The organism is Streptomyces sp. NPDC003038 (genome assembly GCF_040611115.1).
Taxonomy (GTDB): Bacteria; Actinomycetota; Actinomycetes; order Streptomycetales; family Streptomycetaceae; genus Streptomyces.
Window position 1 is genome coordinate 36,025 of record NZ_JBEXNN010000006.1, and the last position, 19,366, is coordinate 55,390.

Annotated in this window: 14 protein-coding genes; 9 read left to right on the forward strand and 5 right to left on the reverse strand. The window is 71.9% G+C overall.

Going from position 1 to position 19,366, the window contains the following annotated elements; translation table 11 throughout:
• Positions 1 to 59 precede the first annotated feature (59 nt).
• The 4 genes from ABZX75_RS09820 to ABZX75_RS09835 all read left to right on the forward strand — a co-directional run bounded on the left by ABZX75_RS09820 (position 60) and on the right by ABZX75_RS09835 (position 5,852).
• The gene (locus tag ABZX75_RS09820; protein ID WP_355409631.1) at positions 60 to 1,877 is read left to right on the forward strand and encodes an ABC transporter ATP-binding protein; all 1,818 of its coding nucleotides are present in this window, start codon (positions 60 to 62) and stop codon (positions 1,875 to 1,877) included.
• Between the two features lie 137 nt (positions 1,878 to 2,014).
• On the forward strand, positions 2,015 to 2,956 hold the full coding sequence (locus ABZX75_RS09825; RefSeq protein WP_355409632.1) for an FCD domain-containing protein: 942 nt from the start codon (positions 2,015 to 2,017) through the stop codon (positions 2,954 to 2,956).
• Positions 2,957 to 3,332: 376 nt separating this feature from the next.
• Positions 3,333 to 4,907, forward strand: a complete 1,575-nt coding sequence (locus tag ABZX75_RS09830) for an RNA polymerase sigma factor (RefSeq protein ID WP_355409633.1) — start codon at positions 3,333 to 3,335, stop codon at positions 4,905 to 4,907.
• A gap of 96 nt (positions 4,908 to 5,003) precedes the next feature.
• On the forward strand, positions 5,004 to 5,852 hold the full coding sequence (locus ABZX75_RS09835) for a serine protease (RefSeq protein WP_355409634.1): 849 nt from the start codon (positions 5,004 to 5,006) through the stop codon (positions 5,850 to 5,852).
• Positions 5,853 to 6,119: 267 nt separating this feature from the next.
• Here ABZX75_RS09835 and ABZX75_RS09840 read toward each other — a convergent pair whose 3' ends face one another.
• Positions 6,120 to 6,353, reverse strand: coding sequence for a hypothetical protein (locus tag ABZX75_RS09840; RefSeq protein ID WP_030016583.1), 234 nt, complete (start codon positions 6,351 to 6,353; stop codon positions 6,120 to 6,122).
• Positions 6,354 to 6,799: 446 nt separating this feature from the next.
• Here ABZX75_RS09840 and ABZX75_RS09845 point away from each other — a divergent pair, with 446 nt between their 5' ends.
• The 3 genes from ABZX75_RS09845 to ABZX75_RS09855 all read left to right on the forward strand — a co-directional run bounded on the left by ABZX75_RS09845 (position 6,800) and on the right by ABZX75_RS09855 (position 11,166).
• The gene (locus tag ABZX75_RS09845; RefSeq protein WP_355409635.1) at positions 6,800 to 8,920 is read left to right on the forward strand and encodes a DNA topoisomerase IV subunit B; all 2,121 of its coding nucleotides are present in this window, start codon (positions 6,800 to 6,802) and stop codon (positions 8,918 to 8,920) included.
• A 153-nt stretch (positions 8,921 to 9,073) separates the two neighbouring features.
• The gene (locus ABZX75_RS09850) at positions 9,074 to 9,577 is read left to right on the forward strand and encodes a DUF485 domain-containing protein (protein WP_355409636.1); all 504 of its coding nucleotides are present in this window, start codon (positions 9,074 to 9,076) and stop codon (positions 9,575 to 9,577) included.
• Positions 9,574 to 11,166, forward strand: a complete 1,593-nt coding sequence (locus tag ABZX75_RS09855; RefSeq protein ID WP_355409637.1) for a cation acetate symporter — start codon at positions 9,574 to 9,576, stop codon at positions 11,164 to 11,166. The genes ABZX75_RS09850 and ABZX75_RS09855 overlap by 4 nt, the downstream gene beginning before the upstream one ends.
• 67 nt (positions 11,167 to 11,233) lie before the next feature.
• On the opposite strand, the gene ABZX75_RS09860 is transcribed toward ABZX75_RS09855, so the two are convergent.
• From ABZX75_RS09860 to ABZX75_RS09870, 3 genes are all read right to left on the reverse strand, one after another.
• The gene (locus tag ABZX75_RS09860) at positions 11,234 to 11,932 is read right to left on the reverse strand and encodes a response regulator (protein ID WP_355409638.1); all 699 of its coding nucleotides are present in this window, start codon (positions 11,930 to 11,932) and stop codon (positions 11,234 to 11,236) included.
• On the reverse strand, positions 11,929 to 13,545 hold the full coding sequence (locus ABZX75_RS09865) for a sensor histidine kinase (RefSeq protein ID WP_355409639.1): 1,617 nt from the start codon (positions 13,543 to 13,545) through the stop codon (positions 11,929 to 11,931). The genes ABZX75_RS09860 and ABZX75_RS09865 overlap by 4 nt, the downstream gene beginning before the upstream one ends.
• A gap of 171 nt (positions 13,546 to 13,716) precedes the next feature.
• Positions 13,717 to 14,928 carry a citrate/2-methylcitrate synthase gene (locus ABZX75_RS09870; protein WP_355409640.1) on the reverse strand — a complete coding sequence of 404 codons (1,212 nt, stop codon included), beginning with the start codon at positions 14,926 to 14,928 and terminating at the stop codon, positions 13,717 to 13,719.
• Here ABZX75_RS09870 and ABZX75_RS09875 point away from each other — a divergent pair.
• Both ABZX75_RS09875 and ABZX75_RS09880 read left to right on the forward strand, forming a co-directional pair.
• Positions 14,843 to 16,030, forward strand: coding sequence for a citrate synthase/methylcitrate synthase (locus tag ABZX75_RS09875; RefSeq protein WP_355409641.1), 1,188 nt, complete (start codon positions 14,843 to 14,845; stop codon positions 16,028 to 16,030). The genes ABZX75_RS09870 and ABZX75_RS09875 overlap by 86 nt on opposite strands.
• 24 nt (positions 16,031 to 16,054) lie before the next feature.
• On the forward strand, positions 16,055 to 17,161 hold the full coding sequence (locus ABZX75_RS09880; protein ID WP_355409642.1) for a GTP-binding protein: 1,107 nt from the start codon (positions 16,055 to 16,057) through the stop codon (positions 17,159 to 17,161).
• 51 nt (positions 17,162 to 17,212) lie between these two features.
• On the opposite strand, the gene ABZX75_RS09885 is transcribed toward ABZX75_RS09880, so the two are convergent.
• Entirely contained in the window at positions 17,213 to 19,297 is a 2,085-nt protein-coding gene (locus ABZX75_RS09885) for a restriction endonuclease (protein ID WP_355409643.1), read from the reverse strand.
• Positions 19,298 to 19,366 lie beyond the last annotated feature (69 nt).

The following is a 19,366-nucleotide window of genomic DNA, read 5'->3' on the forward strand; positions in this document are numbered from 1 at the left end:
TATCTTGCTTGCGGTACTCACCCTGCCGCAGAGCGGTCTCACCCCCCGCGAGAGAAGCGATGCTCCAGGCCATCGGACTTACCAGCGCCCCCCGTCGAGACGCCCCGCCCCTCGTGGACGACCTCACCTTCGAGGCCCGCCCGGGGTACGTGACCGCCCTGCTCGGTGAGCCGGGATCGGGCAAGACCACCGCACTGCGGCTCATGCTCGAACTCGAACCGGGCCGCGGCGTCACCTACTTCCGCGGCCGTCCCCTCCACCGGATCCCGCATCCCGGCCGGGAGGTCGGCGTACTGCTCGGCGATGTCCCCGGCAATCCGTCGCGGACCGTCCGCAACCAGCTGCGGATGCTCTGCGCCGCCGCCGGCGTGCCGGCCTCCCGGGCCGACACCATGCTGGAGGTCGTCGGCATGGCGGGTCTGCGGGACCAGCGCCTCGGCTCGCTCTCGCTCGGCATGGAGCGCCGGGTCGGGCTGGCCGCGGCGCTGCTCGCCGACCCGTGCACCCTCCTCCTGGACGAGCCCGCCGCCGGGCTCTCGCCACGGGAGCGCGGTTGGCTCCACAGCCTGCTGCGCGGCCATGCCTCCCTCGGCGGAGCGGTGCTCTTCACCACCGACGACGCGAAGGAGGCCGCGCGCAGCGCCGACCGGGTCGTCAGCATCGAGGCGGGCCGGCTCGTCGCCGACCAAGACGCGACCGAGTTCGCCCGGACCCGGCTGCGGCCGAGGGTCGCCGTGCGCACCCCGCACGCGGCCCGGCTGGCAGACGTACTGGGCCGGGAGGCCCGGGCGGCCCAGCGCTCGGTGGAGATCGTCGAGGAGAGCGGCAGTCGCCTGTCCGTGTACGGCAGCACCTGTGCGGAAATCGGCGAAGCGGCGTTCCGGCACGGTGTGCTGGTCCATCAGCTCGCCGATGAGACGGGAGACGCCGGTTCGCCGACGTCACCGGTCCCGCGCGCCCGCGCCACAGCAGGCACCGCCTCCCCGCGCGGTGAGATGCCGGGCGAAGGCCCGGGCGAGGGCCCGGGCGAGGGCCCCGGTGAGGCGTCCGGCGGGCGCTTCCGGCGTGCCGACTCCCGACGGCCCGCATCGGCGGTGCGTCGCGTCGGAGGTCCGCTGCGACCGCTGCGCTACGAGCTGCTTCGGGTCTTCGGCACCGCCACGCCCGCCCTCACCGCGCTTCTCGTCGTCGTCGCCTCCGCCCTGACCGCCCTGGTTCTGGCCCGGGCCGGCCAGACCCCGCAGCACCGGCTGCTCGCCGCCTGGCCGGAGCTCCTGCCGCTGCCGCCCGCCGCCCTCGGCGCCGGACTGCTCGGCGCCCTGGCCTTCGGTGAGGAGTACCGCTACCCCGCCCTCGCCGCCGACCGCGGCACCGTGCCCCGGCGGATGGGCCTGCTCGCCGCCAAACTCGGCGTGTGCGCCGTCCTCGCCCTGCTGCTGGGCGCCCTGGCCGTTGCCGCCGACGCCGCCGCCCTGGGGCTGGTCTTCGGCACCGGCCCACTGCGCCTGCCCGCGGAGTGGCTGCCTCCCGCCGTGAGTTGGGCCGGACTCCTCATCGGCTGCGCCTGGGCCGGCGTCCTGGCCTCCGGCGTCTTCCGGTCCGCCACCGCGGGCCTGGCCGCGGTACTCGCCGTACCGGTGATGGTGGTTCCGCTGGTGCGCAAGGCGCTGGACGGCCCGTCCGCGTACCCGATGACCGGACTCGGGCCCCGGCTGCGCGGCCTGTCCTGGGCGCAGTGGCCCCCGGAAGCGGACCGGCTGGTCCTGGGAGCCCTGCGGGTGATGACCCAACCGGTCGCGACGGCACTGCTGTTGTCGCTGACGGTCTTGTTGTGCGCCTATGGGTTCACGGGGCTGCGCAGCCGCGTCCGTTGGTGATCATTCCGGTACCGGAGAACGCTCCGGGAAGACCGTTGGCGCCCTCCTCGTGTGAAGCGGACCGCAACTCCCCGTAAAAGGTCCGGTTATTTACGATAAGTCGTCAATTGCGTAGGTGGCACCGATCACCCTTTCGTGTGCTTTTCACCAAAGACCTCAAGGGTCAAGGAGGCAAGGCCGACAAAGGATTCGTGAGTACCCTTGCGCACACCATGATGACCGCCGCCCGCCACGCCGACTCCGGCCTCGCCGGCCCGGGCGAACTCGACCGCTACCCCTACACGGAGACCGCGGGGTCCGACCGTGTCGGAGTGCCCCACTGGGACGGCGCCGACGTCGAGCTGAGCCGGGTCGGCCGCCGCGCCGCGGGCAGCCGCGGCCGCGGACTGCACGGCCAACTCGTCCAGCAGCTCGGCCAGATGATCGTTTCCGGCGACCTCGGCGCGGACCGCCCGCTGGTCCCCGAGGAGATCGGCCAGCGCTTCGAGGTCTCCCGTACGGTCGTCCGTGAATCCCTGCGGGTCCTGGAGGCGAAGGGCCTCGTCAGTGCCCGGCCCAACGTCGGCACCCGGGTCCGCCCGGTCGCCGACTGGAACCTGCTCGATCCCGACATCATCGAGTGGCGGGCCTTCGGGCCTCAGCGGGACGACCAGCGTCGCGAGCTCAACGAGCTCCGCTGGACCATCGAACCGCTCGCCGCCCGTCTCGCCGCCGGCCACGGACGTCCGGACGTCCAGCAGCGCCTCGCCGACATGGTCGAGATCATGGGCCACGCCATCAGCCAGGGTGACTCGATCACCTTCACCCGTGCCGACAACGAGTTCCACGCGCTCCTCATCCAGCTGGCCGGGAACCGCATGCTGGAGCACCTCTCCGGCATCGTCTCCTCCGCCCTTCAGGTCTCCGGCAGCCCGATCACCGCCTGTGACCGCCCCAGCGAGACCTGCGTCGCCCACCACGCGCGGATGGTCGAGGCTCTGGCAGCGGGTGACGCGCTGGCCGCCGAGAACGCCATGCGTCAGCTCCTGACGGTGCACCCGGAGGTCGAGCGCGTGGTCCCCGCCCCGCGCGAGCACTGACGGACGGACGCGCGGGGGCGCGGGGGTGTTACGACGTGTCGCCGGGCCCGGTCGGGTCCGGCGACACCGGCGTCCGGCTCCGTTCGCTCCGCCGGATCGGGCCGGGCCGGAATCACCCGTATGACCCTATGACCGGCAATGGCGCATACGGGGTGTGACTCGGGCCACGAAGATTGGGCGTAACGCTCCGCGAGGTCACGCGATGACCTAAGAGGTGATGGCCGACGGAGGGAAACAGCAGCCCCTGCGGGTGCTGTGCAGCTCCCCGGCCCCTGCCCGCGCCGCCGGCCCATCCCCAGTCGGTGGTCGTCGGCTCCGGTCCAGCACCACGAGGCCCGGGGTCGGAAGCCGTTTCCATCGTTCCGAGAGGTTGTTCGTGTCGGCCAGCACATCCCGTACGCTCCCGCCGGAGATCGCCGATTCCGAGTCTGTGATGGCGCTCATCGAGCGAGGCAAGGCCGAGGGGCAGATCGCCGGCGATGACGTGCGTCGGGCCTTCGAGGCTGACCAGATTCCTGCGACCCAGTGGAAGAATGTTCTGCGCAGCCTCAACCAGATCCTCGAGGAAGAGGGTGTGACGCTGATGGTCAGTGCCGCGGAGTCCCCCAAGCGCACCACCCGCAAGAGCGTCGCAGCGAAGAGCCCGGCCAAGCGGACGGCCACCAAGACCGTGGCGGCGAAGACGGCGGCCGCGCAGCCCGCCGGCACCACGGACCCGGCGGCCGAGACGGCGGACCCGGGTATCGCGGACGCTCTCGTGGAAGAGCCCGGGACCGAGCCCGCCGCCAAGAAGACGGCGGCGAAGAAGACGGCGGCCAAGAAGGCCGCGCCCGCCAAGAAGACCGCTGCCAAGAAGACGGCGGCGAAGAAGACGGCCGCCAAGAAGGGCGCCGACGACGCCGCCGACGACGAGACCCCGGACGAGGGTCCCGACGCCGCCAAGGCCGACGCCGACGAGGAGGAGGAGGGCGGCGAGAACAAGGGCTTCGTCATCTCCGACGACGAGGACGACGCCCCCGCCCAGCAGGTCGTCGTCGCCGGCGCCACCGCCGACCCGGTCAAGGACTACCTCAAGCAGATCGGCAAGGTCCCCCTCCTCAACGCCGAGCAGGAGGTCGAGCTCGCCAAGCGCATCGAGGCGGGTCTGTTCGCCGAGGACAAGCTGGCGAACTCGGACAAGCTGGCGCCCAAGCTCAAGCGCGAGCTGGAGATCATCGCCGAGGACGGCCGCCGCGCGAAGAACCACCTGCTGGAGGCCAACCTCCGCCTCGTGGTCTCTCTCGCCAAGCGCTACACCGGCCGCGGCATGCTCTTCCTGGACCTGATCCAGGAGGGCAACCTCGGTCTGATCCGCGCGGTCGAGAAGTTCGACTACACCAAGGGCTACAAGTTCTCCACGTATGCCACCTGGTGGATCCGGCAGGCGATCACCCGTGCCATGGCCGACCAGGCCCGCACCATCCGCATCCCGGTGCACATGGTCGAGGTCATCAACAAGCTCGCGCGGGTGCAGCGCCAGATGCTCCAGGACCTGGGCCGGGAGCCCACGCCGGAGGAGCTGGCGAAGGAACTCGACATGACCCCGGAGAAGGTCATCGAGGTCCAGAAGTACGGCCGCGAGCCGATCTCCCTGCACACGCCGCTCGGCGAGGACGGCGACAGCGAGTTCGGTGACCTCATCGAGGACTCCGAGGCGGTCGTCCCGGCCGACGCCGTGAGCTTCACGCTCCTGCAGGAGCAGCTGCACTCGGTGCTTGACACCCTGAGTGAGCGCGAGGCCGGCGTGGTCTCGATGCGCTTCGGCCTCACGGACGGCCAGCCCAAGACGCTCGACGAGATCGGCAAGGTCTACGGCGTGACGCGCGAGCGAATCCGTCAGATCGAGTCCAAGACGATGTCCAAGCTGCGTCACCCGTCCCGGTCGCAGGTCCTGCGCGACTACCTGGACTGACCGGTTCGGGTCCGCGCCGGTGGCCGCGCGGGTGCGCACGGCCACCGGGCATCCCACTCTGGGTGGAGTCATGCACACCCGGAGTCAGGAGGCCCCATGCGTCGTCCCTTTACCCGTGCTCTGGCGGGCGCGCTGACCCTGGTGGCGGGAGCGGCCGCGGCGCCGCTGGCCCAGGCCCCGCGGGCAGCCGCGGACAGCGTGGTGATCGGCGGGAAGCCGGTGAAGGTGGCGGACAGCCCCTGGGTGGTGGCCCTGGCCAGCCGTGACCGGTTCGGGGGTACGCGGGGCGGACAGTTCTGCGGGGGTGTCATCGTGGGCCCGAAGAAGGTGCTGACCGCGGCCCACTGCCTCAGTCGCCAGGTGCTGGGCGGCGCAGTCGACTCCGTCGCGGATTTTCGGGTCGTCACCGGGCGTACGGAGCTGCAGGCGGCCGAGGGCCGGGAGATCGCCGTGCGCTCGGCCCGGGTCAACCCGGCGTACGACCCCCTGAGCAACGCCGGGGACCTCGCCGTGCTGGAACTGGACGAAGCCGTGCCGGCGCACTACGTCCTGCCCATGGCCGGGGCGGGGCATGCCGCGTACCGGGCGGGCACGGACGCGGCCGTGTACGGGTGGGGCGACACGAGCGGCTTCGGTGACTACGCGTATGCGCTGCACGCCGCGCCGGTCACGGTCCTGGCGGACGACGTCTGCCGTCGCGCGTATCCCGGAGACAGCCAGGGGCAGTTCCGGGCGGAGTCGATGGTGTGCGCGGGCGACGGCGCGGGCGACGGCGGCAAGGACGCCTGCCAGGGCGACAGCGGGGGTCCCCTGGTCGCTCAGGGGCGGCTCATCGGGCTCGTCTCCTGGGGGCGCGGTTGCGGACGCGCCGACAGCCCGGGGGTGTACACGCGGATCGCCCCGCTGGTCGGCTTCGTGAGCGGCCCGCAGAGGGCCGCACACTAGGGCCGGGTGCAGGAACACCACCGGTGGCTTCCGGAGTCCTGTGAGCCCCGCACAAGGCCCCTGCGGGGGTGTCGTAGGGACGACGTGCCCGTCCGAGAGCCGGTGACGGCCCCGAAGGGCCGGGCCGCGGCGGCGGGGGGACCGCCGGCGGGCGGAGCGCCGGTGGGTCCGGGCATGAGGACGGGCGGCGCCCCCGGATCTCGGAGGTGCCGCCCGTCGACCGGCTTGGCCGGTCCTGGCTCGTCGGATGCGAGGTATAGGCCTGTGTCAGCGGTCCTCGGGTTCGGCATTGGCAGCCGGAGCAGACGTAAGCCGCTCGGTTTCATCCTGTATTTCCGCGGCGATCTTCTTGAGTTCCGGCTCGAACTTGCGTCCGTGGTGGGCGCAGAAGAGCAGTTCACCGCCGCTCAGCAGGACGACGCGCAGATATGCCTGGGCGCCGCAACGGTCGCATCGGTCAGCGGCCGTCAGCGGGGTCGCGGGTGTCAGAACAGTAGTCACGTCGCCTCTTCTCTAGCTCGACGAGCTGTCGTACCAGGGTCAACATCCAACCAGGCCGAAAACGTTCCCGCTCTCGGCTTTTCCTCGAAACTTCCTTCCGAAGCTGGCCGGCTGTTGCCGGTTGGCGGCGAAGGAGCCGTATTGCGTCGCTTTACGGTTTCGCGCTGTCAGTCGTTCGCTTGTCGCAGTTCCATCCTCCCCCGGCTGAGCGCCAGGTTGTTCATGAGGACGTGCCCGAACCCTAAATGGTTCATGCCTGGAAGGGAACGTGATGTTTCCTTCACCCCTCCGGGGGATCGAACATCCGTGCGGATCTGCACTAGGCTGATGAAGCCGCGAGGGTGGCGTTGCATCGGCTCTACCTGGCCTCGGTACCCTTCGAGCGGCACCCGAGCCACCCCTGCGCCCCACGGGCCAGAAAAGAAATTCAGCGAGGAGCGAACTGCGTGACCGCCGACACGTCCGTGCCTTCCAGCGCGCTGCTGTCCGGAGCAGACCGGGACGGTTCCAACTACACCGCGCGGCACCTGCTCGTCCTCGAGGGTCTTGAGGCCGTCCGCAAGCGGCCCGGCATGTACATCGGCTCGACCGACAGCCGGGGCCTCATGCACTGCCTCTGGGAGATCATCGACAATTCGGTCGACGAGGCCCTGGGCGGCTACTGCGACCACATCGAGGTGATCCTCCACGAGGACTCCTCCGTCGAGGTCCGGGACAACGGCCGCGGCATCCCCGTGGACGTCGAGCCCAAGACCGGCCTGTCCGGCATCGAGGTCGTCATGACCAAACTGCACGCCGGCGGCAAGTTCGGCGGTGGCTCGTACGCGGCCTCGGGCGGCCTGCACGGCGTCGGTGCCTCCGTGGTCAACGCCCTCTCCGCCCGCCTGGACGTCGAGGTCGACCGCAACAGCGCGACCCACGCCATCAGCTTCCGCCGCGGCACCCCCGGGTTGTTCACCGAGCAGGGCCCCGACAGCCCGTTCGACCCCGCCAACGGCCTCCGCAAGATCAAGCGCGTACCCAAGGGCCGCACCGGCACCCGGATCCGCTACTGGGCCGACCGCCAGATCTTCCTCAAGGACGCCAAGCTCAATCTGGAGACGCTCTACCAGCGCGCCCGCCAGACGGCCTTCCTCGTGCCCGGCCTGACCCTGCTCGTCCGCGACGAGCGCGGCATCGACGGGGCCGGCAAGACCGAGGAGCTCTTCCGCTTCGACGGCGGCATCAGCGAGTTCTGCGAGTACCTCGCCCAGGACAAGGCCGTCTGCGACGTGCTGCGCCTGACGGGCACGGGCACCTTCAAGGAGACCGTCCCGGTCCTCGACGACCGCGGCCACATGACCCCCACCGAGGTCACCCGCGAGCTCGGGGTGGACATCGCCCTGCGCTGGGGCACGGGGTACGAGACCAACGTCAAGTCCTTCGTGAACATCATCGCCACCCCCAAGGGCGGTACTCACGTCTCCGGCTTCGAGCGCTCGATCACCAAGACCGTCAACGAGGTGTTGCGCTCGGCGAAGCTTCTGCGCGTCGCCGAGGACGACGTGGTCAAGGACGACGCGATGGAGGGCATGACCGCCGTCGTCACCGTCCGCCTCGCCGAGCCGCAGTTCGAGGGCCAGACCAAGGAGGTGCTCGGCACCTCCGCGGCCACCCGCATCGTCGCCGCCGTGGTCGCCAAGGAGCTCAAGGCATTCCTGACCTCCACCAAGCGCGACGACAAGCAGCAGGCCCGCGCCGTGATGGAGAAGATCGTCGCGGCCGCCCGGACCCGGATCGCGGCCCGGCAGCACAAGGAGGCTCAGCGCCGCAAGACCGCGCTGGAGACCTCCTCCCTGCCCGCCAAGCTGGCCGACTGCCGCAGCGACGACGTGGACCGCAGCGAGCTCTTCATCGTCGAGGGGGACTCCGCCCTCGGTACGGCCAAGCTCGCCCGGAACTCGGAATTCCAGGCGCTGCTGCCGATCCGCGGCAAGATCCTCAATGTCCAGAAGTCGTCGGTCTCGGACATGCTCAAGAACACCGAGTGCGGCGCGATCATCCAGGTCATAGGAGCCGGCTCGGGCCGGACCTTCGACATCGACGCCGCCCGGTACGGGAAGATCGTCCTGCTCGTCGACGCCGATGTGGACGGCGCGCACATCCGCTGTCTGCTGCTCACGCTCTTCCAGCGGTACATGCGGCCGATGGTCGAGGCGGGCCGGGTCTTCGCGGCCGTGCCGCCGCTGCACCGGATCGAGCTGGTCCAGCCGAAGAAGGGCCAGGACAAGTACGTCTACACGTACTCGGACAACGAGCTGCGCCAGACCCTGCTGGAGTACCAGCGCAAGAACATCCGGTACAAGGACTCGATCCAGCGCTACAAGGGCCTCGGCGAGATGGACGCGGACCAGCTGGCGGAGACCACCATGGACCCCCGCTTCCGTACCCTGCGCCGGATCAACATCGGCGACCTGAACTCGGCCGAGCAGGTCTTCGATCTGCTCATGGGCAATGAGGTGGCCCCGCGCAAGGAGTTCATCACCAGCTCCGCGGCGACCCTCGACCGCTCGCGCATCGACGCCTGACCCGCGGGGAGCCGACCGGCACCACGGCACACCGGCGCTCTTCGCTCCATCACCTGAAGGAGTGAAGAGCGCCGGGAGACCAGTCCGGAAAGCGACCATTGCGCACATCCTTGTGGACACGCGGCCAATGCGGCGGCGGGCAAGGAGAGTTCGGTGGACAAGCACGACGGTCGTGATGCCGGAACGATCCGGCTGGACGACCCCTGGTACGACGCGCTGGCCGTGGGCTGGGGCGAGGGCGAGGGTGGGAGTGAGGGTGGGGAAACGTCACCGCCCGCCGCGGCCACCGGCGGACGACCGGCGCCCGGCGCATCCGACATCTACCTCGAAGTGCAGCGCAGCCCCGCCTTCCAGGAGGTTCGCCGCCGCTACCGCAGGTTCGTCGTCCCGGCGACCGCCGGATTCTTCCTCTGGTACGTGGCCTACGTGGTCGCCGCCACCACGGCGCCCGGCATCATGGCCCGGCCCGTGGCCGGCTCGGTCAATGTGGCGCTGCTTGCGGGGCTCGCCCAGTTCCTCAGCACCTTCCTGCTGACCTGGGCGTACGCGCGGCACGCGCGGCTGCGCCGGGACCGGGCGGCCCTCGACCTGCGCTGGACCGTCTTCGAGCAGAAGCGGGACCAGGAGCGCACCCGGTCGCGGGAGGCCGGATCGTGACCACCGAACACCAGACCCTCGCCCTGATCCTGTTCAGCGTCTTCATCGCGGTCACCCTGGGCATCACCACGTGGGTCAGCAGGAACCGGCACGGCTCGGCGGAGGAGTTCTACGCCGGCGGGCGCTTGTTCTCGCCCATGGAGAACGGTTTCGCCATCGCGGGCGACTACATGTCGGCCGCCTCCTTCCTCGGCATCTCCGGTCTGATCGCCCTCTTCGGCTACGACGGCCTGCTCTACTCGGTGGGCTTCCTCGTCGCCTGGCTGGTGGTGCTCTTCCTGGTCGCCGAACTGGTCCGCAACTGCGGGCGCTTCACCCTCGCGGACGTGGTCGCCGCCCGGATGAGCGAGCGACCGGTGCGCATCGCGGCCGGGACCTCCTCGGTCGTCGTCTCGGTGCTCTACCTCGTGGCGCAGATGGTCGGCGCCGGCAGCCTGGTCGGTCTGCTCCTCGGGAGTTCGAGCGCGGCGGCCCGGACGCTGGCCGTGGTCGGGGTCGGCGCGCTGATGGTCGTCTACGTGTCCTTCGGCGGAATGCGGGCCACCACCTGGATCCAGATCGTGAAGGCCGTGCTCCTGATGGGCGGGGCGGTCACCCTGACCGTGCTGGTGCTGCTCCGCTTCCACGGAAACTTCGACCAGTTGCTCAGCACGGCCGCCGACCGCAGCGGGCACGGGGCCCGCTTCCTCACTCCCGGCCTCAAGTACGGCGGGGACTGGACCGCCCGCTTCGACTTCGTGAGCCTGGGCCTCGCGCTGGTCCTAGGGACCGCAGGGCTGCCGCACATCCTGTCGCGCTTCTACACCGTGCCGACCGCGCGGGCGGCGCGCCGGTCGGTGGTCTGGGCGATCGCGCTGATCGGCGGCTTCTACCTGATGACCATCGTGCTCGGCGTCGGTGCGGCCGCGCTGGTGGGCCCCGACGAGGTACGGGCCTCCAACGCCTCCGGCAACACGGCGGTTCCGCTGCTCGCGGCCTTCCTCGGCGGGGGTGCCGGTTCCACCGGAGGCGCGGTGCTGTTCGCCTTCGTGGCCGCCATCGCCTTCGCGACCATCCTCGCGGTGGTCGCCGGGATCACCCTGGCCTCATCGGCGTCCGTCGCGCACGACCTGTACGCCTCCCTCAAGCGCCGGCGCTCCAAGCAGCGCAGCGAGGTCGCGGTGGCCCGGGTCGCGGCCGTCGGCATCGGAGCGGTGGCCATCGTCCTCGGGCTGTTCGCCCAGAACCTCAACGTGGCCTTCCTGGTGGGGCTGGCCTTCGCGGTGGCGGCCTCCGCGAACCTGCCGGTGCTGCTGTACTCGCTCTTCTGGCGCGGCTTCACCACCAGGGGCGCGGTCTGGTCGGTGTACGGGGGGCTGGTTCCCGCGGTCGTTCTGGTCGCGCTCTCCCCGGTGGTCTCCGGCAGTCCCGATGCCCTCTTCCCGGGCGCGGACTTCCAGCTCTTCCCGCTCCAGAACCCGGGGCTGGTCTCGATCCCGTTGGGCTTCCTGGCGGGCTGGCTGGGCACGGTCACCTCCCGCGAGCTGGCCGACGAGGGGAAGTACGCGGAGACGGAGGTCCGTTCGCTGACCGGCGCCGGAGCCGTCTGAGCACGCCTCGGTCCCCGGGTCTCAAGTGCCGTTGGACTCACCCGTCGTGGTCTCACCTGTCGTGGACTCACGTGCCGTCCGACGGGAGCCAGGTGTAGCGGTGTTCAGGTCGTCCGGTCTCGCCGTAGCGCAGGGCGAGGGAGACGCGGCCGGTGCGTTCGAGGAGCTTGAGGTAGCGCTGGGCGGTCTGGCGGCTGATGCCCGCGCGTTCCGCGATCTGCTGGGTGGAGAGGGGACCGTCGGCGGACCGCAGGACCTGGCGGACCACTTCCGCGGTGGTGGCGGAGTGCCCCTTGGGGAGCTCGTTGGGGGAGCCGGCGGTCGCGAGGGCGCCGAAGATCCGGTCCACCTCGGCCTGTTCGGCCTCGCCCCCGGTGTCCAGGGTGCGGCGCAGCGCCCCGTACGCCTCCAGCCGGCTGCGCAGGCCGGCGAAGGTGAAGGGTTTGACCAGGTACTGGAGGGCGCCGAGGCGCATGGCGGCCTGGACGGTGGACAGGTCACGGGCGGCCGTGACCATGATCACATCGGTGCGGTGGCCGAGCTGGCGCAGCCGGCGGACGAGGTCGAGGCCGTTCTCGTCCGGCAGGTAGTGGTCCAGCAGCACCAGGTCCACCGGGCGGGCCGTGAGGAACTCCAAGGCCTCGGCCGCCGAATGGGCCTGCGCGATCACCCGGAAACCGGGAACCTTCGCCACGTACGCCGCGTTGATCCGGGCAACACGCATGTCGTCGTCGACGACCAATACGTGAATCGGGGTCTCGTTCATCGCAGGGCCTCCGGGAGTACGACGGAGAATTCCGCCCCTCCGTCCGCTGCTTCACCGGCCCGGGCGCTGCCGCCCTGCCGCTCCGCGAGGCGGCGTACGAGGGCGAGACCCAGCCCGCGCTCGCGGTGGGCCTTGGGCTGCTTGGTCGAGCAGCCCTCCGTGAAGATCTCCTCGCGGCGCGCGGCAGGGACCCCGGGGCCACTGTCGCGCACCAACAGCACGGCCGTACGGCCTTCGGCGCGCAGCTCCACCTCGATCAAGGGCGCCGGAGAACCGGCGGCGGCGTCCAGGGCGTTGTCGACCAGATTGCCGACGATGGTGACGAGGCCGCCCGGGTCCACCAGGCGGTCGGGGAGGAGGGTGGTTCCGGCCAGCCGCAGAGGGACGCCGCGCTCGGCGGCGACGGTCGCCTTGCCCACCAGAAGGGCGGCCAGCAGTGGGTCGTGCACCTTCTCGGTGACCTGTTCGGCGGTGGTGCGGTGCACTCCGACGACCTCGGTCACGAATTCCACCGCCTCCTCGTGCAGGCCCAGCTCCAGCAGGCCGAGGACGGTGTGGAGACGGTTGGCGTGCTCGTGGTCCTGCGCGCGCAGGGCGTCGATCAGGCCCCGCGTGGCGTCGAGCTCGCGGCCGAGGTGTTCCAGCTCGGTGCGGTCGCGCAGGGTGGCGACGGCGCCGCCGTCCTCGGTGGGCATCCGGTTGGCCACCAGGACCCGCGGGCCCTGGACGGTGAGCAGGTCGCGTCCCGTGACGCGGCCGGAGAGGACGTCGGTGGTGCGGCCCCCACCCAGTACGTCCTCCAGCGGGCGCCCGGCGAGGAGTCCCGCGGAGTCGGGGGCGAGGCCCAGCAGGCGGGCGGCCTCGTCGTTGACCAGGCGGACGCGGCCGTCGCGGTCGAGGGCGATCACTCCTTCGCGGATGGAGTGCAGCATCGCCTCGCGCTCGGCGAGCAGGCCGGCGATGTCGGAGAACGCCAGGTCCCGGGTCTGGCGCTGGATCCTGCGGGAGACGAGGTAGGCGGCCAGCGCTCCGGCCGCCAGGGCGCCGCCCGCGTAGGCGAGCAGGCCGGGGATGGCGCCGAGCAACCGGTCGCGGACGCTGTCGTAGGCGATGCCGACGGAGACGGCGCCGACGATCTCGCCGTCGGCCGCGATGAGCGGGACCTTGCCGCGGGCGGAGCGGCCCAGGGTGCCCTCGTCGATCTCCATGACCTCCCGGCCCGCCAGCGCGTCGCTCGGGTCGGTTGAGACGGGCCGTCCGATCCGTTCGGCACTGGGGTGCGAACGGCGGATGCCGTCCAGGTCGATGACGACGACGTACTCGGCTCCGGTGGCCCGGCGGATCCGCTCGGCCGAGGACTGCACCGGGCTGTCCGCCGAAGCCCGGGAGGCCAGGAGATCGGCGGCCAGCGACGGGTCGGCCGCGGCGCTCTGGGCGATGGCGAGGGCGCGCCGCATGGCCTGGTCGTCGAGCTGCGCGCTCAGCGGAGCCAGGAAGAGGCCCGTGGCGAGCAGGACGACTCCGGCGGCGATGGCCAGCTGGGTCAGCAGGATCTGGGAGACGGCCCGTCTGGGCAGCCCGAGGCGCCGAGCGCTCATGAGGGGGAACCGCATGACTAGCACCGTAGGCGGGCGCGGGCATAAGCGGAATCCCGGCAGGATCCACATCGACGGCCGTGAGGTGCGGGCGACTGGTTCCGCGGCCGGGAACGGAGCGCTTGGGGCGTCCCGGCCTGGTCGTCGTCGCCCCTGGTCAGACGCGGTGGGCGGGGCGGGCCCCGGCAATTACGGCAATGGCTGGGGCGGGCGGGGCCCCTGGTAGTGGCCGCTCGGACGCATCCGCAGCGGCCGTTCCTGGTACTTCTCCAGCGCGTGCGCCATCCAGCCCGCCGTACGGGCCACCGCGAAGACGGTCTCCCCGGCCTCCGGTCCCATCCCGCAGGACACCGTCAGCACTGCCAGCGCCAGGTCCACATTGGCGTGCAGTCCGGGCCGGCGTGCGGCGGTGGTGGCGACGACATCCCGGGCGGCGGCCAGTGCCGGCCCGGCCTTGGGCAGCGTCTCCAGCCGTGCGAACAGGGCCCGGGCCCGCGGGTCCTCGCCCGGGTACAGCCGGTGTCCGAGCCCCGGAACCCGCCGGCCCGCCCGCAGGTGGTCCGCGACCACGGGCGCCGCGCCGCCCCGCTCCAGCGCCTCGGCCAGCATCCGGTGCGCCAGCCGCCCGGCCGCGCCGTGCAGCGGCCCTTCGAGCGCGCCGAGTCCGGCCGACACCGCCGCGTACGGATGCGCCCGCGCCGACGCGGCCACCCGTACGGCCAGCGTCGAGGCGGCCAGGTCGTGGTCGATGAGCAGGGCCAGCGCGAGGTCGAGGGCGTCCAGGGCCGCCGGATCCGGCTCCCTCGCGGTCAGCCGGCACCACAGCTGCCAGGCCGTCGGTCCGGTCCCGCGATGGTCCTGCCCCGCCGTCGGCAGGGCGCCGACCAGCGTCGGGATCAGGCAGCGCGCGGAGCCCAGTACGGCCTCCGGTGAGAGGTCGAAGCGCAGCGGGTCCGCGACGGCCGGGGCGGCGGTCGCCACCCGCAGTCGGTCGATCGGCCCGCTGTGGTCGGGCAGTGCGGCGACCGCCCGGCGAGCCGCGGCGAGGGACTCCGGGGGAGCGGTGAACCGGGCACCGCGTGGCAGCGTCCCGGTCCAGAGCCACTCGGCGACCTCTTCGTAGGGGTACCGCGAGGCCAGTTCCACGGCGTCGACGCCGCGGAAGAAGTACCGGTCGGACTCGATCAGCGTGAGCGAGGTCCGTACGGACAGCTCCCCGACGGGAGCCGCCGCCTCGCGTCGGCTGCGCCGGGCCAGCGCCTCCACCTCGCGCGCGTCGAAGCTGCTGCCGCGCCCGACGGGATGGCGTCGGCTCGTGAGCTGGCCACGGCTGACGTACGCGTACACGGTCGCGGGCGCCCCCGTCCCCGTCCCCCGCGGCCTGTCCGGAGTCGTCGTCACCGAGACCGAGCTCGGTGACGTCCGAGGCCGTGAAGGCTTCTACCACTACCGCCAGTACTCGGCCGTCGAGCTCGCCGAGAGCCGCGGCTTCGAGGACGTGTGGCACCTGATGTTCCGCGGCGCCCTGCCCGCCGACGCCGTCGAGCGGGCCGGCTTCGCCGCCGAGATCGCCCCGCTGCGCCGGCCGCCCGACGAGGTACGGGAGGCCCTGCCCGCCCTGGTCCGGGCCAGCGCGCGCTCCGGCCCGCTCGCCGGACTGCGCACGGCGCTCTCACTGCTCGGGGCCTGCGCCGGCTTCCGCCCGGTCTACGACCTCGACCCCGGCCGCCGGGCCGCCGACGCGCTGGCCGCCCGCGCCGCCGTACCGACCCTGCTCACGGCGCTGTACCGGCTGGGGCGGGGCCTGGACCCGGTCGAGCCGCGCGATGACCTCCCGTACGCGGCCAACTACCTCTACATGCTCACCGGCCAGGAGCCCGACCCGGTCAAGGCCCGCGCGGTCGAGCGGTACCTGATCTCCACCATCGACCACGGTTTCAACGCCTCGACCTTCACCGCCCGGGTCATCGCCTCCACCGGCGCCGATGTCGCGGCCTGCCTGACGGGCGCGATCGGCGCGCTCTCCGGCCCGCTGCACGGCGGCACGCCCAGCCGGGCCCTGGACACCCTGGACGCCATCGGCACCGCGGACCGCATCGAGCCGTGGATCCGCGAGCGGGTCCTGGCGGGGGACCGGATCATGGGCTTCGGCCACCCCGTGTACCGCACCGAGGATCCGCGCTCGCGCATGCTGCGTGACATCGCCCGCGCCTTCGGCGGGCCGCTCGTGGACTTCGCCGTCGAGGTCGAGCGCCGGGTCGAGGAGATCCTCGCCGAGCTCAAGCCGGGCCGCGAACTGCACACCAATGTGGAGTTCTACGCGGGCGTCGACATGGAACTGTGCGGGCTGCCGCGCGAGATGTTCACCCCGACCTTCTGCGCGGCCCGTGTGGTCGGCTGGAGCGCGAACGTCCTGGAGCAGGCCGCCGATTCGAAGATCATCCGCCCGGCCGCCCGGTACACGGGCCCCGTCCCGCCCCAGCAGGTGCCCCCGCTCGCGTGACGGCGCCTGGTTACGATCGGCCGGGTGAACAGCAGGCAGCCCATTCCCGTCGTCGTCCTCGCCGGATTCCTCGGATCCGGCAAGACGACCGTGCTCAACCACCTCCTCGCCCACCGGGGAGGCACCCGTATCGGAGTCGTCGTCAACGACTTCGGATCGATCGAGATCGACGCGATGTCGGTGGCCGGTCACGTCGGAGACTCCATGGTCTCCCTCGGCAGCGGCTGCCTGTGCTGCGCCGTCGACGGCAGCGAACTGGACGCGTACCTGGAGAAGCTCTCCGCACCCGCCCACCGGATCGACGTGATCGTCATCGAGGCGAGCGGGCTGGCCGAGCCCCAGGAGATGATCCGGATGCTGATGGCCAGCGAGAATCCGGACGTCTGCTACGGCGGCATGGTGGAGGTCGTGGACGCCGCAGAGTTCGACGCGACCCGGGCCAGGCATCCGGAGACCGACCGGCACCTCGCCGTCGCGGACCTGGTGGTGCTGAACAAGACCGACCGGGTGGACGCCGCCGAGCGGGCCCGGATCGAGGCGGAGCTCGCCGCGCTCTGCGCCCCGGGCACCCCGGTCGTGTGCGCCGACCACGGGCGGATCGACCCGGAACTCCTCTTCGACCGCCGGCCCTGGACCGAGACGCGCGGGCAGCTCTCCTTCGAGGACCTGCTCGCGGAGGCCGGCGGCCACGACGGCCACGCGGGCCATGACAGCCACGCGCACGCGGCGTACGAGAGCACCGAGTTCACCAGCGGACAGGCACTGAGCCCCCGCCGGTTCATCGACTTCCTCGACCGCCGCCCGGCCGGGCTCTACCGGATCAAGGGCTTCGTCTACTTCGGCGTCCCCGGACACGAGGAACGGTACGAGGTCCACGCGGTCGGCAGATTCCTCCGCTTCGCCCCGGGGCCCTGGGGGTGGGGGGAACCGCGCCTGACGCAGCTCGTACTGATCGGCTCCGGCACCGACGGCCCCGCTCTGCTGCGCGAACTGGAGGCCTGCCGCGAACCGGCGCCGCAGGAGACGCCCCCCGAGAGCATGTGGGGCGTCCTGCGGTACGTCGCCCAGCCGGGCCTCGGGCCGCGGCCCGGACCGGATGGCGAGGCGGCCGACGCCGACCAGGAGTACTGATCGAAGTGGCGCCCCTCCCGGTCACCGCTGCGAGGGGGGGCAGGACCCCTACTAGGCCACTTCGACGCCGTGCTCCCGCAGCAGGTCTTCCAGCCCGCCCCGGTAGCCCTTGCCGCCGATCACGAAATCCCAGTCGCCGTTCGGCCGGCGCCGGAACGAGCCGAGGACCAGGGCCGTCTCGCCCGCCCGGCCGTCGGAGACCTCCAGGCGGCCCAGCTCCTCCCCGGCCGCGCCCAGCAACCGGATCCGGGCGTCGGTGAACCCGGCGAGGTCGGCATCGGGATTGATCTCGGGGTCGATCGCCGCCACGAGGACGAGCCGGTCGGCAGGCAGCGGCAGGGCGTCGAAGGTGACCTCGACCGCGGCCTTGTCGGGGGCTGCGTGCGCCCGCGTCCGGACCGAACCGTCCGGAGTGCGCGGGTTGTTGAAGAAGACGAAGTGGTCCTCGCTCAGCACCCGGTTGCCCTCGCAGACCAGCGCGCACACGTCCAGCGCGACCTCGCCCGACCAGGACATGCCGAGCACGTTGTGACCCACGGGCGGTTCCTCGGACTCGGGCGGGCGCTGCGCCGGGACGGCGGCGGGACCGCTGCCCAGCCGCCCCAGCAGGCCGTACTGGTGCAGCAGCGCCACGAGTTCGGTGCCGGGAACCAATTCCAGCGGCTTGCCGTTGGCAAAGGTGTACGACCCCGGTCCGAAGGACGAGGTGGTGACCAGCACCCCCTTGTTCGCCCCCGCGTCCTGGACCGTGCCGTACAAGTCCCGTACCGCCGTAGGCGGCACGGTGTTGCGGTAGCGCTTGACCTGCACCACGATCCGCCCGCCCCGTATCGGGGCCGGGTCCAGCGCCTCGACGTCCACGCCGCCGTCTCCCGACCGCTGGGTGGTCACCGCCTGCATGCCCATCGCCCGGAACAGGTCGGCGACCAGGTTCTCGAAAGCGATCGGGTCCATCGCGAAGAGATCGGGCTCCTCCGCGCTCCCGTGCGTGCCGCCGTGGGTGACCACCCCGCCGCCGACCTCGCCCGGCACGCGGATGGCCCGTACGGCCGTCAGCTGGTCGGGGCGCGCCGACAGCTGCCCCCGCAGGCCCTCGACCAGGCAGTCCACCGCGCTCACCTGTTCCAGCCGCAGCCCGGAGAAGGCGGAGCGGGCGGCCGACACCGTGGCCAGCACGATCTGGGCCTCGCGGCCCGTCACGGGATCGTGGTCGTCCACGAAGCCGTTGACGACGACCGAGTCCAGCACGCCGAACTCGTCCGCCGCGTACAGCTCACGCACGACCAGGAGCACGCACTGCGCCAGCAGGTCCCGGTACAGGGCGCGGCGCTGCGTGGCGGGCCGGGCCGTCTCCTTGTCCTGGTCCGTACCGGGCATGTACCGCACCGACTTGGCCTGCGGCACCACGTCGTACCGCGGCAGCTCCCAGTCCAGTACCAGCTGCCGCCCCGCTTGGTCGTAGGCGGCGCTCACCTGCCGCGGCAGTTCCTCGGGCCAGGCCGTGGAGGCGTACAGGGCGGCGGAGAAGTAGTCCACCACGGCGGTCGCGTCTCCCGAGCGCAGCGTGCCGGCCAGCTCGGCGAGCCCGCTGTTGTGCCGGCGTATCTCGGCGAGCTGTTCGGCGGCCCAGCGGTCGTACTGCCCGCGGTACGCCGCCAGCTGCCGCTGCCGCTGCGTCTCCGCCGCCTGCGCGGCCTGCCACGCCTGGGTGTAACGGGCATGCGCCTCGCGTTCCGCCTGCGCCCGCCGGTTGGAGCCGAGCGTCCAGCCGGCCTGCTGCTGGAACTGCTCGATGCGCGGCATCGGCACGGGGTGCGCCAGGGTGCCGGGGGAGAAGGGTTCGAGCTGCTCGGAGCGGACCAGCGCCGCCATCCGGAACGCCGGCGCCCGGCAGCCCGCGGCCAGCAGGCCCTGGAGGGCCGCCACCTCGGCGTCAAGCCGCTCGGTACGCCGTCGGGCCTCGGCCTCGCGGTGCTGCTTGTACGCGGCCTGGTGCTCGCGCCGGCCCCGCGCGAGCTCCCGCTCGTACGCCCGCTGCCGGCTCTCCGCCTCGCGCTGCTGGATCAGCTGCGCCCGCTGCTGCTGCCGCTGGGCCTCGGCCCACACCCCGATCATTCCGCTGGACCGACGACTCATCAGTTTTTCCCCCGCCCACCCGCAAGCACCGAAGGGAAAACACTAATCGGAATGCGGGGCTTCCGACCC